The organism is Xenorhabdus innexi (assembly GCF_002632485.1).
GTDB classification, from domain to species: Bacteria; Pseudomonadota; Gammaproteobacteria; order Enterobacterales; family Enterobacteriaceae; genus Xenorhabdus; species Xenorhabdus innexi.
In genome coordinates this window covers 1-13,576 of the sequence record NZ_NIBU01000011.1, presented here as the reverse complement: position 1 = coordinate 13,576, position 13,576 = coordinate 1, and the positions used below count along the sequence as shown (strand labels likewise).

The following is a 13,576-nucleotide window of genomic DNA, read 5'->3' as shown; positions in this document are numbered from 1 at the left end:
CTCTTTTTATTTAAAAAAATCAGCCCTTTTGCTCATGCAGCCATTGTGCTACTCGTTTGGCAAAATAAGTCAGTATCCCATCAGCCCCTGCTCGTTTAAAGCAAAGTAAGGATTCCATAATCGCAGGTTGTTCTTTTAACCAGCCATTTTGAATGGCAGCCATATGCATCGCATATTCACCAGATACCTGATAAGCAAATGTTGGTACACCGAAAGTATCTTTTACTCTGCGGATCACATCCAGATAAGGCATGCCGGGTTTTACCATCACGCTGTCAGCCCCTTCCTGTAGATCCTGCGCAATTTCCTGCAATGCTTCATCACTGTTCGCAGGGTCCATTTGATAGGTCATCTTGTTTCCACCTTTCAGGTTAGCGCTGCTGCCAATCGCGTCCCTGAATGGACCGTAGTAGCAGGAAGCATATTTGGCAGAATAAGCCATAATCTGGGTATTTATGTGCCCGCTATTCTCAAGCTGTTCGCGAACCGCACCGATACGCCCGTCCATCATATCGCTTGGCGCAACAATTTCAGCCCCTGCTTCTGCATGAGATAATGCCTGTTTCACCAAAATCTCTTTGGTAATGTCGTTGATAACATAGCCATCCTGATCAATGACACCATCCTGCCCATGAGTAGTAAATGGGTCCAGTGCTACATCCGTCAATAACCCCAACTCAGGCACAGCATCTTTTAAGGCACGAACAGAACGCTGAATCAAACCATCAGGATTATAAGCTTCTTTTGCATCCAGCGATTTTTTGTCCGCTTCAATAACCGGAAACAGAGATAATACAGGAATACCCAGTCGGGCAATTTCTTCGGCTTCTTTCAGCAGAAGATCGATTGTCAGACGATACACTCCCGGCATGGAAGGGACTTCCTGACGCTGATTAACCCCTTCCATGACGAATACCGGATAAATTAAATCATTAACGGTCAATTGATTTTCAGCGACTAAACGGCGGGAAAAATCATGGCGGCGCACACGGCGCATACGACGACCAGGAAATGTGCCTGGAAATACATAGCTCATCTTGCTCTCCTAATATAAAAACCCAGCAGCAATATACTGGGTTAATTTTTCCATCACTTTGCTGCTTGTAGGATTGTTAATCTTAGTATTACCAATCTGTTGATGATAATTGTGGCCGACAATCAGCGGGTTATTCTCCCGGTTTATCACCTGTATCGCGGCGTTCAGAATCATTTTGCTTTTCAGATGGATTACGTTTTCCCACATAAAACTGTGATAACAGAACCCCCAGTTCAAACAACAAATACATGGGCACAGCCAGCAAAGTCTGTGAGAAAACGTCAGGGGGAGTGAGTAACATCCCTACCACAAATGCTCCGACCAAAATATAAGGGCGTTTTCTTTTTAAGGATTCAGGAGTAACAACCCCACTCCAGCACAGCAGAATAATCGCTATCGGCACCTCAAATGCAACACCGAATGCCATGAAAAGCGCCATCACAAAACTCAGATAATTACTGATATCTGTCGCAATCATTACCCCAGTAGGAACAGTTTTGGTAAAAAAACCAAATACCAGAGGAAATACAATAAAGTAAGCGAATAACATCCCAAGATAGAATAAAACGCTACTGGATAGTAGTAACGGTACAACCAAACGCCGTTCATGTTTATATAGTGCCGGAGCAACAAATGCCCATACCTGATACAGGATCATGGGAGCAGATACAAAAATTGATACTATGATGGTCAGCTTGATTGGTGTGAAAAAAGGTGATGCGACATCTGTCGCAATCATATTTGCTCCCGCAGGAAGCTGTTCCATTAAGGGTGCGGCAATAAGCCTGTAAATATCGTTAGAAAAATAAACCAGCGCCAGAAAAACCACCAGCACAGTAATCAGGCTATTCAAAATCCGCTTACGAAGTTCAATCAAGTGACTGATAAGAGGTTGAGTATCATCCATCGCCATGTCTTAGTGTTCACTATTGGATTTTTTATCAGACTCAGGAGAATGAAAATGCGTTTCATCTTCTTCCAGCTCTTTAGCTTCTTCAGGAGTCAGCTGATAAGATTTTTTCAACGATTCAGCCGCCTCCCTCAGTTCATCCATTGATGCCTGTAATTCTGGAGAGAGAGATTGTAGTTCTGCCTTTTCTTCTACTTTCTTCAGGCTATCCTGAAGTTCCTGTAATTTTAATTCTTTTGCCAGCTCATTCTGGACATTTGTCGCCAGTGAGCGTAATACCCTAATCCAACCTGCTACTGTTCTGACAGCAACAGGAAGACGCTCCGGCCCCAGAACAATCAGGCCAAGCACCAGCACCAACAGCAGTTCACCAAAACCAATGTCAAACACGGTTTATTCCTACTCTTTGTTTTTGCTCTCTGGTTTTTCAGATTGATCAGCTGTAGGCTTATCAGTAATATTTTTAGTTTCAAAATCAGCATCATGGCTGTTTTTTTCTGCCTGATCTGACTTTTCATCGTCACTCATCGCTTTTTTGAAACCTTTTATCGATTCGCCTAAATCTGAACCTATGGTACGCAGCTTATTAGTACCGAACACCAAGACAACAATGACAGCAATAATGAGTAATTGCCAAATACCTATACCGCCCATACTGATCTACCTCATGTTCGTGAAAAACGTTAATAATTTTATGATAATCTACGAGCCTTATGTTCAAAAATACAACAACCATGCCAGAATGTATTAATGCCAGAAATAACTATTTCAGTTTAAACCAGCCCAGTGTCCACGATATTACTCCCGCCCCCATTAATCCCGCAGCAATGTGAATCAGGTTAGAGATAAAAAACAGGCCACCACAGATAAACAGTGTTGCACCAACTCCGAGTAAGTAAAGGGATTTCTGTTGGTTATTCCGTTGTTGTTTTAACTGCTGTGATATCTGATCAATACTTGTTTGCAAACGTTTATGTTGTTGCAGTGTGCCATAGACCAGTTCAGGCAGTTCCGGCAGTTTTTCAGCCCAATAGGGTGCTTTCTCTTTAAACGCGCGCATGATAGCCGGAATACCAACCTGATCATGTAGCCAATCTTCCAGAAATGGCTTTGCAGTTTTCCATAAATCAAGTTGTGGATACAGCTGGCGCCCCAGCCCTTCTACATACAGAAGTGTTTTCTGCAACAAAACAAGCTGCGGCTGTACTGCCATATTAAAGCGACGGGCAGTATTGAAAAGATTTAATAACACATGACCAAAAGAAATATCTGCCAGTGGTTTTTCAAAAATAGGTTCACAGACTGTTCTGATAGCAAACTCAAAATCTTCTACATTCGTGTCTGCCGGAACCCAGCCTGAATCGACATGCAATTCAGCAACCTTACGATAATCACGATTAAAGAAAGCAATAAAGTTTTCAGCCAGATAACGTTTATCGTCTTTATTCAGAGAGCCGACAATACCGTAGTCAATGCCGATATAAGTGGGATCTTCCGGGCGTTCATAACTCACAAAGATATTACCCGGATGCATATCAGCATGAAAAAAACTGTCACGAAAGACCTGTGTGAAAAAGACTTGTACGCCACGTTCAGCAAGCAATTTCATATTGGTGTTCTGTGCTTCCAATGCCGCAACATCGGATACCGGAATACCATAAATACGCTCCATCACCAGCACATTTTCCCGACAGTAATCAGGATAAACCTCCGGTACATAAAGCATCGGGCTATTTTCAAAATTACGCCGCAGTTGAATTGCGTTTGCGGCTTCACGCAGCAGGTTCAACTCATCAAGCAACGTTTTTTCATATTCGCGAACGACTTCAAGCGGGCGGAGACGACGTCCATCTGGTAATAAAGGAACCAAATTCGCCAAACGATACATTAACCGAACATCCGCCTTTATAATAGGTAGGATGTCGGGGCGAATCACTTTAATAACGATATCTTTTCCGTTCTCTTTCAGACGTGCCGTGTGCACCTGAGCAATAGAAGCAGAAGCCAGAGGCTGTAGCTCAAAATCTTCGAACCATGTTTCCAAATCTCCACCTAATGCGGTTTCGATAGATTTTCGGGCAATGCCACCATCAAAGGAAATAACGCGATCCTGCAACAAGGAAAGCTGATCAGCAATAGCCGGAGGAAACAGATCCCGACGAGTAGACAGCATCTGACCAAGCTTAATCCAGACCGGCCCAAGCTCCTGTAATGCCAGACGTAAACGCTCTCCGAGTGGTTTATCCTTGTGTCGGTTAGGCAGCCAGAACAGGAAATAACGCCCAAAACGTAATGGCCATGTCAGACGGATTTTTGGAATCAGCTCATCCAATCCATAAGTAAGCAAAACCTTAATAATCAAATAAAGGCGCTTTATTTCACTGGGCGTCATATTTTTTCTCCATCGCTGCCAGACGTTTTTCCACGTCAGACAGCTGATTGGCGACAGCATTAACTTCTTCGCTGAAATAAGCCAATTCCAAGGCACCCGGTGTCATTTTCCACTCTTCCGTCAGTGATTCTGTCAGGTAAATTTTCTGTTTTGAGGCAGTATGGCAGGCAAAGCGGATACCATTCTTCACTACCCGATTGAGTCCTTCTGCCACAATATCGCCGACATAAGGCGAAAGATAATGGGCAGGATCCCATTCCAACATATCCAACAGGGCTGACCACTGCTGAATAACCTGCATATCTCCCTCAATAATAATTTCACCGCTGTTAATCAGAGATGACAGGCATTGGCGATCACGTAATTTAAGCAGAGCTGGTAGTGTGGTTTTTATTGAACAATCGGCAGGCTCTGACCATTGACTTAAAACATCGACCTGTCTTTCACTGAAAACCAATACCAATGGCATTTCAATTTCTTTCAGTTTGATGGAAAGAATTTTGCCCGCTAATCGCATACGGGAGGATTTCAATACCGTTTCCCGATACAACAAATGATTCAGCGTTGTTTCCAGAAAGGCGGTTAAAACCGGAAACAGTACCGTAGACTTCACACTATGACTTAATGAGGGAGTTTCCATGTCAGAATTTAAACCCTTTATGCAGTGCAACAATTCCACCAGTCATATTGGTGTAGGAAACCAGATCAAAGCCAGCAGTTTCCATCATAGTTTTTAATGTTTCCTGATCAGGGTGCATACGGATGGATTCAGTCAGATAACGGTAGCTGTCTGCATCCTTAACAACCGCCTGACCAATGCGCGGTAGAATGTGAAATGAATAGGTGTCATAAATCTTACTTAAAGGCGCCAATACGGGTTTGGAGAATTCCAGTACTAATAAACGCCCACCAGGTTTGAGAACCCGGCACATTGAACGCAGGGCTTTGTCTTTATCCGTGACGTTACGCAGACCGAATGAAATAGTAATACAGTCAAAATAGTTATCCGGGAATGGTAATTCTTCAGCATTAGCCTGAACATAGCTGACATTGCCGACGATACCGTTATCACGCAATTTTTCCCGGCCGACTTTCAGCATGGAATCATTAATATCCGCCAGTACAACCTCACCTTTCTCTCCTACAAGGCGGGAGAATTTCGCAGTCAGATCCCCTGTTCCACCTGCCAGATCAAGAACTTTATGACCACGACGGACGCCACTTGCATCAATAGTGAAGCGCTTCCAAATACGATGAATACCAAATGACATCAAATCATTCATCAAATCATATTTTGCTGCAACGGAGTGGAATACTTCCGCTACCATATCTTTTTTTTCGTCTTTAGCTACGGTACGGAAACCAAAATGGGTAGTTTCTTTCGATTGATCTGGCATGTTATTTGTCCGCTTTTCATTCAAAAAATTATAGCAAGTTTACCAGCCTTTCCGACAAAACCCTATCCGGAAAAATCTACTGTGTATGCTCATTGGCTGGTAACGATTGGAAAGATTTATCAATAAGCTGTGAATCAATAGAGCGTTTGATGTCCACACCTAAACCGCGAAACCCTTCCGCCTGACTAATGAGATTCCCCTTTCCTTCTGCCAGTTTTTTCATCGCAAGATGATAACTCGCCTGTGCTTTACTGAGGCTTTGCCCTAATCCCTGCATATCATCCACAAACAGGCGCATTTTGTCATACATTCTGGCCGCTCTATCCGCAATCAGACGAGCATTCTGGCTTTGATATTCATAGCGCCAGAGATTATTAATAGTGCGCACAGCCACCAGCAATGTTGACGGGCTGACCAGCATAATATTATGTTTCAGCGCCTCATCGAGTATCTCTGGAGCCTGATTCAGTGCGACCAGATAAGCAGCCTCAACCGGGACAAACATCAGCACATAATCCAGCGAGCGCAGCCCCGGTAATTGCTGATAATTTTTACGTCCTAGCCCCCGAATATGCCCTCTTATGGAGTTAATGTGCTCCTGTAATGCCTGAGCCTGCTCTGTTTCATCATCACTATTAAAATAACGCTCATAAGCGACCAGTGACATTTTGGCATCAATAATGACATCTTTTCTTTGCGGTAGATGCACAATAACGTCAGGTTGAAAGCGCTCACTGCTGTCATTTTTAATATTGACCTGAGTATGAAACTCATGGCCTTCACGTAAGCCGGATGCTTCAAGAACACGCGTTAATATCATTTCTCCCCAGTTACCCTGTATTTTATTATCTCCTTTCAGGGCTTTTGTCAGATTAAGCGCTTCTTTTGCCATTTGGGCATTAAGCTGCTGAAGATTGCGGATTTCATGAGTTAACGTATGACGTTCACGAGCTTCCTGCCCAAAACTATCCTGAACCTGACGACGAAATCCTTCCAACTGTTCACGGAATGGCACAAGCAGGTCATTGAGACTTTGGCGGCTATATTCATCGGTACGACGTCGGTTTTGTTCAAAAATACGATTGCCGAGACTCTCAAATTGAGCATTCAGGCGCTGTTCACTATTGATCAAAAGGCGTTGCTTTTCTTCAGCTGCCAACCTGCTTTCTTCAAGTCGGATGCTCAATTCACGCAACTCAACTTCCTGTACGCTGTTGATTTCACGCTGGGCAAGCAATTCCTGATTTAATTGTTCGCATTCAGTACGCCAATAATGGGACTGCTCCAGTTTTTCATGACTGACAGCAAGCTGGCTGTACAATTCACGCAACTCCCTTTCTTTGTATTGAATACGCTGATGAACAGAAAACCAGACAAAGATCCCGCCACACAATAGCCCACTTAAGCCACCAATTAACACATATAACCAATGAATATCCATCTATAAACCCCATTCACATTACACCAACGCCTGTGCTTAATGACTGACCTTAATGTAAGTTAAATAGAGGCTGTATAGATGTCCAGCTTGTTTACAGGATTTATTTCAGTTTGCAAAGCGGCTCGCAATTACCCCATCCATTCCGCCAACCAGCGTATACCGAAAGCTCCCGGCGCTAAAATACCAAATGCCCAAATCAGTGCCGAAGCAAAATTAGCCAGCTGGAAATGACGTTGTGGCATAGCACAAATCCCCGCAACCAGAGGGACTGCTGCTCTTAAAGGGCCAAAAAAACGGCCAATGAAAATACCCCATATTCCCCAACGCTCAAAGAATTGATGGCCACGCACCAATGTTTGCGGATGGCGTGAAAGAGGCCACATTTTGCCGACATTTTCCTTGAAATGATAACCAAACAGATAAGAAACCCAATCACCAAAGAATGCGCCTGCTGCTGCGGCTATCCATATCGGCCAGAAATTTAACCCGCTTTCGCCAATCAGTGCACCCAACCCTAACAGGATAATCGTGGCAGGCAGTAATAGGGAAATAAATGCCAGAGATTCCCCAAAAGCCAGCAGGAAAATAATGGGAATTGCCCATGCTTCATGATTTTTTACAAAGTTGATAATTACTTCAATGACTTCATGCAAGCTCACATTCATCTTTCCTGTATTATTTTTTTACTGGATTTCAGGTTAGCAATAATTCAATAAACTGATACTAACCTTGCTTTTCTTTACGCCAACAAAATGGATTTGTTCAAGAAATTTTTTACTCAAGAAAATAGTTCTGCAATTTATCACGGGCTGCCATATCAAGCCCTACGTCTTTTTCCAACCAGATATCGACACTGCCATAATGTTGATTAATACTGTTCAGCGCTGTCATTAAAAACTCTTCTCTGACTGAAAATACATAAGACATTTTCTCAATCAAACTATCACTCATGGTTTTTGCATACTTATTTAATAAATATTCACGATGCGGTGCCAGAGTAAGATTAGTCACCAGATAATCTTCCATTACCGTATCCAGATCTGCCCCCAGAGCAAACAATACCAAAGCAGAACCGACTCCTGTTCTGTCTTTACCAACAGCACAATGTTGTACAATTCCACCTTTTTCCGGCTGTAGCAATAAACTGGCTAATGTTTTATAAGCCGGATTGTTAATTGGCAGCAATTGATATAACCGCGACATAAAATCTTTGGCATCAAACTGTTCCAATGCTTCATGACTCAGTCTGTCCAAATTGGCATCAACCTCTTTGGAAAGCGGATTCGCGGGAGCATGATAATAACTCGCACCACCCCATACTTGATCCGGCCTGTCCTCAATTTCACTGCTATCGCGGTAGTCGATGATCTGAAAAAGGTTCTGTTCAGCCAAGAACACCTGATCGTTATCAGTCAACATATCCAGAGAGCCTGAACGAAATAACAAACCTGACTTGATCTTAGAACCATTACTCAGTGTTCTGTTGCCTAAATCGCGGAAGTTAATACCGCCATTCAAAGGAAGTAATGAAGGATGGGATATAAATGTTGTGGTCATAATCACTCTTTTATTGAAATTAATATACGATGAGACAGTTTATTGTTAACACAAACTATCTTTAATACAAAATGTTAGGACATTATCAGATTTTAGAATGAAAGGAAGTAAAGAAAACAGAAAGTTCAGGTGATCGGGCCAGAGAATTCCGGCCCATGATTTCAGCAATTACAACAGACGACGAGCCGCATCGACAACAATGCCTAATGCATTACGTTCAGTTTTCTTCAACAATTCAACATCGGGAATTTCCTGTTGGGTGCGGTTAACGATCACACCGGCGACCATACCAGCACGCAACCCCTGACTTGCACACATTGTTAATAAAGTTGCTGACTCCATTTCAAAGTTCATTACGCCCATTTCCTGCCATTCTTTCATGGAGCCCTGAAAACGGCGAACAACGCGACCAGAATAGGTATCATAACGTTCCTGTCCCGGATAGAACGTATCAGAAGAAGCTGTCACACCAACATGAGTTACGGAGCCTGATGCATTTGCTGCGGCATACAGGGCATTAGTACACTCAAAATCAGCCACTGCCGGAAACTCCATCGGCGCAAAATGCAGACTGGCACCATCCAGACGAACCGCAGCGGTTGTTACCAGCACATCACCAACATTGATATTTGCCTGAATCGCGCCGGTTGTCCCAATACGCAGGAATGTACGCACACCTAACTGAGCCAGCTCTTCTACCACAATTGATGTTGACGGGCCGCCTATGCCTGTTGAGCAGACAACAACAGGTTTACCGTCAATCTCTGCACGCCATGTTGTAAATTCACGATGGGAAGCCAGATGAACCGGGTTATCCATCAATCTTGCAATCTTCTCAACACGACCAGGATCACCCGGAACAATAGCCAGAGTTGCACCCTGTAAGTCGTTTTTGGTGATACCTAAGTGAAATACATCAGACATATTGGCTCCTCAGCGGGAATAATTAAAAATCCAAATAAAAATACCTAAATCTAGTGAATACTCTGACATCTTTTAATGATAAAAGTCACACTTAGTTGAATTTGCAAAGAAATACATACATTAAAACGTGATAAAAATCACATTTTTATATCTATAAATAACAATGTAAGTATAAAGCTGAAACAGAAACAATATTCGAAGAGCAGTCACAAAAAGTGCCCTTTCTGAGCACAATTGAAACAATTACATAATGAGATTAAGCAGTAATATGCCACACAGCCCGATTCCCCACGCAATTGTTGTCGGAACAGACCAGATGATCACCTGTTTTTTCACATCCTGAATTCCCATCATCCTGTTCACCACCCAGAAAAAACAGTCATTAAAATAGCTGAAAAACAGTGTCCCAACCATTGCAGCCTGAGCGGCTACCAACATATTAATATCTGGTATCTGTTTGATAACAGGTGCAGAAATTGATGCTGCTGTTATCATGGCTACAGTACCTGAGCCTTGAATGATGCGTATTAATGTTGCAATGATAAACGGGATCAGGACGGGTGTTATCGGCAGGCTGGCAACATATTGTGCCACTATTGTTCCGGTTGAACCTTCATTTAATACGGCCCCTAATGCTCCTCCCGCTCCCGATACCAATAAAATGATTCCTACCGTCTGCAAACCGGCTTCTAAATGTTCTATTACCTCGTGTTTACTGACACTTGGCATCAGTTTATAAATCGCCAGTAATACACTTATCGCCAGAGCAATAATGGGTGATCCAAGAAAATTAAAAACCTGAAAGTAAAGATTATCGTCCTTTCCTGCAAACAATTCAGTTTTCAATAACAGACCATTGATAACACTGGTAAAAATGAGAACAATAGGTACAACAATGGGTAAAAGAGAAATAAACAGGCCCGGCAAAGGTTTATTGGCTTTTTCCTCCATATATTGCTGGTGAATTTTTTCCAGATTTTCTTCTGCCTCCACAAGCTGGTATTCAGGGTATTTAGTCTCCAGCCACTTTGCATAACAGGTGATGCCAATAACACACGGGATTGCCAGAATCATCCCCACCAACATGACTTTACCGACACTTACCCCAAATATTCCGGCGACACCAAGCGGCCCCGGCGTCGGAGGGACAATATGGTGAGTTACCACTAACCCTCCGGCTAATGCCACACCCAATGTTAATACATTGCGCTTACCTTTTTTCGCTAACGCTTTTACCAAAGGATAAAGGATGATAAAAGCCGAGTTCACAAATATAGGAATGCTGACAATATAACCGGTAATTGCCAGTGCCCATTCTTCACGCCGTTTACCCAGCCATTTGATCAGACTATAGGCGATTTGTTCTGTTGCTCCAGAGGCTTCCAAGATCCGCCCCATCATGCTTCCCAGCCCAATCACTATGCCAATATTACCTAATGTCGTACCAAACCCTTTGGCAATAACTTCAACAACATGGTTCAGGCTTAAACCACCAGAAACTCCCGCAATAACCGCAGCAATTAACATAGCAACAAGCACATGAATACGCGTACGTAAGACCAGAAAAATCAGCGAAAATACCGCCACTCCCAATCCAATAACTGGAATGTAAAAATCAACCATAAAACCCCGTTTCAATCTGTATTATTGGCGATAAATGTGCATGGTATGCCGGACAAAGCTTTCGTTACAAGCAGTGTCAAAGCTGATTTATCAAAAATTGAAGTATTGATTAAGGTAACAGGGGAATATTTAGAGAATTTGCAAAAGGAAAAGCGCTCTATGTGAGCGCCACTGTGATTGATTACAATACCCGTACTACCCAAAGTTGAACCAAATCCTTTACCAATCACAGAAACAGTACGGGCGATGGTTAATCCACCTGTAATTATTGTAGAAACTAACATCACAATTAATACATGGATGCGAGTGCATAAAATTAAAAAAAACAGAGTGAATATAGATATTTTCAATCCAATCATTGGAATATAATCCACCAAAGAATTAAATTTATTATCAGTGATAAACTATCATCACTAAATAACCTAGCCATATAAAACCTTAATTAACGCAAGCTAAAATCATAAAATTATTTACCATCATATAAAGTTCTTATGCTAAATAAGATATTATTTTTACAGTATCTATACATTGACAATGTGTAAATTTAGATTTAATTCCTGTAATTGTTGCCGTACTAATAATGGCAATTTCTCATCACATATGATGTCATTCAAATTGGAAAGCGAACAAACGCGAAACATACCATATTTACCATACTTACTACTATCTGAAATCAATATGTTCCTACGTGAAATTTCCAATAGTGTTTGTTTTACAAAAACTTTTTCTTCATGAGGAGTAGAAATGCCATGTTCAAGATCCCATGAACTAGTACTAATAAATGCAATATCTATATTCAAATTACGCAATACCATTGCAGCACTATTACCAACACAAGAGTAGTTGCGTTTATCGACCAGCCCTCCGGTATGAAATAAATTTAGCTGTGGTTTATCCATTAAATATTGTGTAATAGAAAAATCATTCGTGACAATAGTTAAATTGAAACGTTCTGATAGCTTTTGAGCAATTTCAAATGTTGTGGTTCCAGCATCTAAATAAACCACCTGACCATCTTTCACCAATGAAGCCGCATATTTACCAAGGATTCTCTTACTTCTATGATTGATAAGTGCCTTTTCACTCCATGGTAGCTCTTGACGTATGGCATCATTTAGCTGAATTCCTCCTGTAACACTAACAACTTTTCCTTCTTCTTCCAAAATACGGATATCACGCCTCACAGTCATATGTGAAACATTTAGTAGTTCAACTAACTGGCTGATAAGAACCGTTTGATGTTCATGCAAGTGGCGATAAATAAAATCTCTGCGTTCTGTAGGACTCATTAGCTCTCCTGCTACATTCACTACATAATCATGATTGAGCTTTTACCAACCACCCAAGCCCTGTTTCTGTACAATGGGTCGGATAATACTCGCATCCAATCCACCCTTGATAACCCATCTCATCTAGTTTATTAAACAGCCAGAAGTAATTAATTTCGCCAATATCTGGTTCATTGCGTCCCGGAACCGAAGCAATCTGGATATGGCTAAATTTCCCCCACATACGTTCTATGGTTTGTAATAAATTACCTTCCATAATCTGACAATGATAGAGGTCTAACTGGATAAGAACATTTTTACGGTTAATGTCTTTTAGCAGTGACTCTGCCTGTTCCTGCCTAGTCAGAAAATAACCTGGCATATCATAAATATTAATTGGTTCAATTAATATATTTATATCAAATTTAACCATAATATCCGCGGCATACTGGATATTAGCAATAAAACATTCTTTCTGCTGTTCTAAAGAAAATCGTTCGTCTAATTTTCCAGCCATAGCGTGAATTTGTTTACATTTTAATGGTAAAGCATACTCCAAAGCCTTATAAACTCCATCAGCAAACTCTTTTTCACGTCCGGGTAAACAAGCAAAACCTCTATTTCCATCCGCCCAATTTCCCGCAGGCATATTAAATAATACTTGAGAGAGTTGGTATTCCTGTAATAATTCAGTAAGTCGTTCAACCGATTCAGAATAAGGAAATAAATATTCTACACCTTTAAATCCGGCTCCTGATGCCCGAGCAAAACGTTCAATAAAAGGAACTTCGTTAAACATAGTACTCAAGTTAGCTGAAAATTTACACACCACTAATCCTTATCATATTAAGTATAAATATTTTTCACTATTTTGATTACTTGCATTCACATAATAAGTGCAACACCGTTATGAACGAAGTAAACGAGTTGGTATGCCTTTAAATAACTCATTCGGTGTTTGATAACCTCGCGTTTTTCGAGGACGTTTATTTAATCGATTTGCCACGAGATTTATCTCCAACTCTGAG

The 13,576-nt window shown here is 41.6% G+C and carries 15 protein-coding genes and 1 pseudogene; all 16 read right to left on the bottom strand.

From position 1 onward, the window contains the following. Positions 1-19: 19 nt before the first annotated feature. Positions 20-1,036, bottom strand: coding sequence for a porphobilinogen synthase (gene hemB, locus Xinn_RS06525; protein ID WP_086955386.1), 1,017 nt, complete (start codon positions 1,034-1,036; stop codon positions 20-22). Between the two features lie 130 nt (positions 1,037-1,166). Beyond that, positions 1,167-1,949, bottom strand: coding sequence for a Sec-independent protein translocase subunit TatC (tatC, locus tag Xinn_RS06520; protein ID WP_086955385.1), 783 nt, complete (start codon positions 1,947-1,949; stop codon positions 1,167-1,169). A gap of 3 nt (positions 1,950-1,952) precedes the next feature. After that, the gene (gene tatB, locus Xinn_RS06515; RefSeq protein ID WP_086955384.1) at positions 1,953-2,336 is read right to left on the bottom strand and encodes a Sec-independent protein translocase protein TatB; all 384 of its coding nucleotides are present in this window, start codon (positions 2,334-2,336) and stop codon (positions 1,953-1,955) included. Positions 2,337-2,345: 9 nt separating this feature from the next. Next, complete coding sequence (tatA, locus tag Xinn_RS06510) at positions 2,346-2,600, bottom strand: twin-arginine translocase TatA/TatE family subunit (protein WP_086955383.1); 255 nt, start codon at positions 2,598-2,600, stop codon at positions 2,346-2,348. 109 nt (positions 2,601-2,709) lie between these two features. Continuing rightward, positions 2,710-4,338, bottom strand: coding sequence for a ubiquinone biosynthesis regulatory protein kinase UbiB (ubiB, locus tag Xinn_RS06505; protein ID WP_086955382.1), 1,629 nt, complete (start codon positions 4,336-4,338; stop codon positions 2,710-2,712). After that, on the bottom strand, positions 4,325-4,978 hold the full coding sequence (gene ubiJ / locus Xinn_RS06500; RefSeq protein ID WP_086955381.1) for a ubiquinone biosynthesis protein UbiJ: 654 nt from the start codon (positions 4,976-4,978) through the stop codon (positions 4,325-4,327). Before ubiJ ends, ubiB begins: the two co-directional genes overlap by 14 nt. A 1-nt stretch (position 4,979) precedes the next feature. Continuing rightward, complete coding sequence (ubiE, locus tag Xinn_RS06495) at positions 4,980-5,735, bottom strand: bifunctional demethylmenaquinone methyltransferase/2-methoxy-6-polyprenyl-1,4-benzoquinol methylase UbiE (RefSeq protein WP_086955380.1); 756 nt, start codon at positions 5,733-5,735, stop codon at positions 4,980-4,982. Positions 5,736-5,811: 76 nt separating this feature from the next. Continuing rightward, positions 5,812-7,176: a DNA recombination protein RmuC gene (gene rmuC / locus Xinn_RS06490; RefSeq protein ID WP_086955379.1), complete on the bottom strand. Its 1,365-nt coding sequence runs from the start codon at positions 7,174-7,176 to the stop codon at positions 5,812-5,814. 128 nt (positions 7,177-7,304) lie between these two features. Then, positions 7,305-7,841: a DedA family protein gene (locus Xinn_RS06485; protein WP_422645966.1), complete on the bottom strand. Its 537-nt coding sequence runs from the start codon at positions 7,839-7,841 to the stop codon at positions 7,305-7,307. Positions 7,842-7,950: 109 nt separating this feature from the next. Beyond that, positions 7,951-8,733: a tyrosine-protein phosphatase gene (locus Xinn_RS06480; protein ID WP_086955378.1), complete on the bottom strand. Its 783-nt coding sequence runs from the start codon at positions 8,731-8,733 to the stop codon at positions 7,951-7,953. Positions 8,734-8,901: 168 nt separating this feature from the next. After that, positions 8,902-9,657 (bottom strand): uridine phosphorylase, encoded by a 756-nt coding sequence (gene udp / locus Xinn_RS06475; RefSeq protein WP_086955377.1) that lies wholly within the window; start codon positions 9,655-9,657, stop codon positions 8,902-8,904. A 243-nt stretch (positions 9,658-9,900) separates the two neighbouring features. Beyond that, on the bottom strand, positions 9,901-11,280 hold the full coding sequence (locus tag Xinn_RS06470) for a GntP family permease (RefSeq protein ID WP_086955376.1): 1,380 nt from the start codon (positions 11,278-11,280) through the stop codon (positions 9,901-9,903). 11 nt (positions 11,281-11,291) lie between these two features. Beyond that, positions 11,292-11,639 carry a GntT/GntP/DsdX family permease gene (locus Xinn_RS06465; RefSeq protein WP_086955375.1) on the bottom strand — a complete coding sequence of 116 codons (348 nt, stop codon included), beginning with the start codon at positions 11,637-11,639 and terminating at the stop codon, positions 11,292-11,294. A gap of 162 nt (positions 11,640-11,801) precedes the next feature. Further along, on the bottom strand, positions 11,802-12,569 hold the full coding sequence (locus Xinn_RS06460; RefSeq protein WP_086955374.1) for a DeoR/GlpR family DNA-binding transcription regulator: 768 nt from the start codon (positions 12,567-12,569) through the stop codon (positions 11,802-11,804). Between the two features lie 28 nt (positions 12,570-12,597). Further along, complete coding sequence (otnI, locus tag Xinn_RS06455) at positions 12,598-13,377, bottom strand: 2-oxo-tetronate isomerase (RefSeq protein ID WP_086955373.1); 780 nt, start codon at positions 13,375-13,377, stop codon at positions 12,598-12,600. 78 nt (positions 13,378-13,455) lie between these two features. After that, positions 13,456-13,576: pseudogene (locus Xinn_RS06450) on the bottom strand (IS30 family transposase); the annotation flags it as partial.

Coding starts and splice junctions, on each gene's coding strand:
- hemB (WP_086955386.1), bottom strand. CDS start 1,036: ATGAGCTATGTATTTCCAGGCACATTTCCTGGTCGTCGTATGCGCCGT.
- tatC (WP_086955385.1), bottom strand. CDS start 1,949: ATGGCGATGGATGATACTCAACCTCTTATCAGTCACTTGATTGAACTT.
- tatA (WP_086955383.1), bottom strand. CDS start 2,600: ATGGGCGGTATAGGTATTTGGCAATTACTCATTATTGCTGTCATTGTT.
- ubiB (WP_086955382.1), bottom strand. CDS start 4,338: ATGACGCCCAGTGAAATAAAGCGCCTTTATTTGATTATTAAGGTTTTG.
- ubiJ (WP_086955381.1), bottom strand. CDS start 4,978: ATGGAAACTCCCTCATTAAGTCATAGTGTGAAGTCTACGGTACTGTTT.
- ubiE (WP_086955380.1), bottom strand. CDS start 5,735: ATGCCAGATCAATCGAAAGAAACTACCCATTTTGGTTTCCGTACCGTA.
- rmuC (WP_086955379.1), bottom strand. CDS start 7,176: ATGGATATTCATTGGTTATATGTGTTAATTGGTGGCTTAAGTGGGCTA.
- Xinn_RS06485 (WP_422645966.1), bottom strand. CDS start 7,841: ATGAATGTGAGCTTGCATGAAGTCATTGAAGTAATTATCAACTTTGTA.
- Xinn_RS06480 (WP_086955378.1), bottom strand. CDS start 8,733: ATGACCACAACATTTATATCCCATCCTTCATTACTTCCTTTGAATGGC.
- udp (WP_086955377.1), bottom strand. CDS start 9,657: ATGTCTGATGTATTTCACTTAGGTATCACCAAAAACGACTTACAGGGT.
- Xinn_RS06470 (WP_086955376.1), bottom strand. CDS start 11,280: ATGGTTGATTTTTACATTCCAGTTATTGGATTGGGAGTGGCGGTATTT.
- Xinn_RS06465 (WP_086955375.1), bottom strand. CDS start 11,639: ATGATTGGATTGAAAATATCTATATTCACTCTGTTTTTTTTAATTTTA.
- Xinn_RS06460 (WP_086955374.1), bottom strand. CDS start 12,569: ATGAGTCCTACAGAACGCAGAGATTTTATTTATCGCCACTTGCATGAA.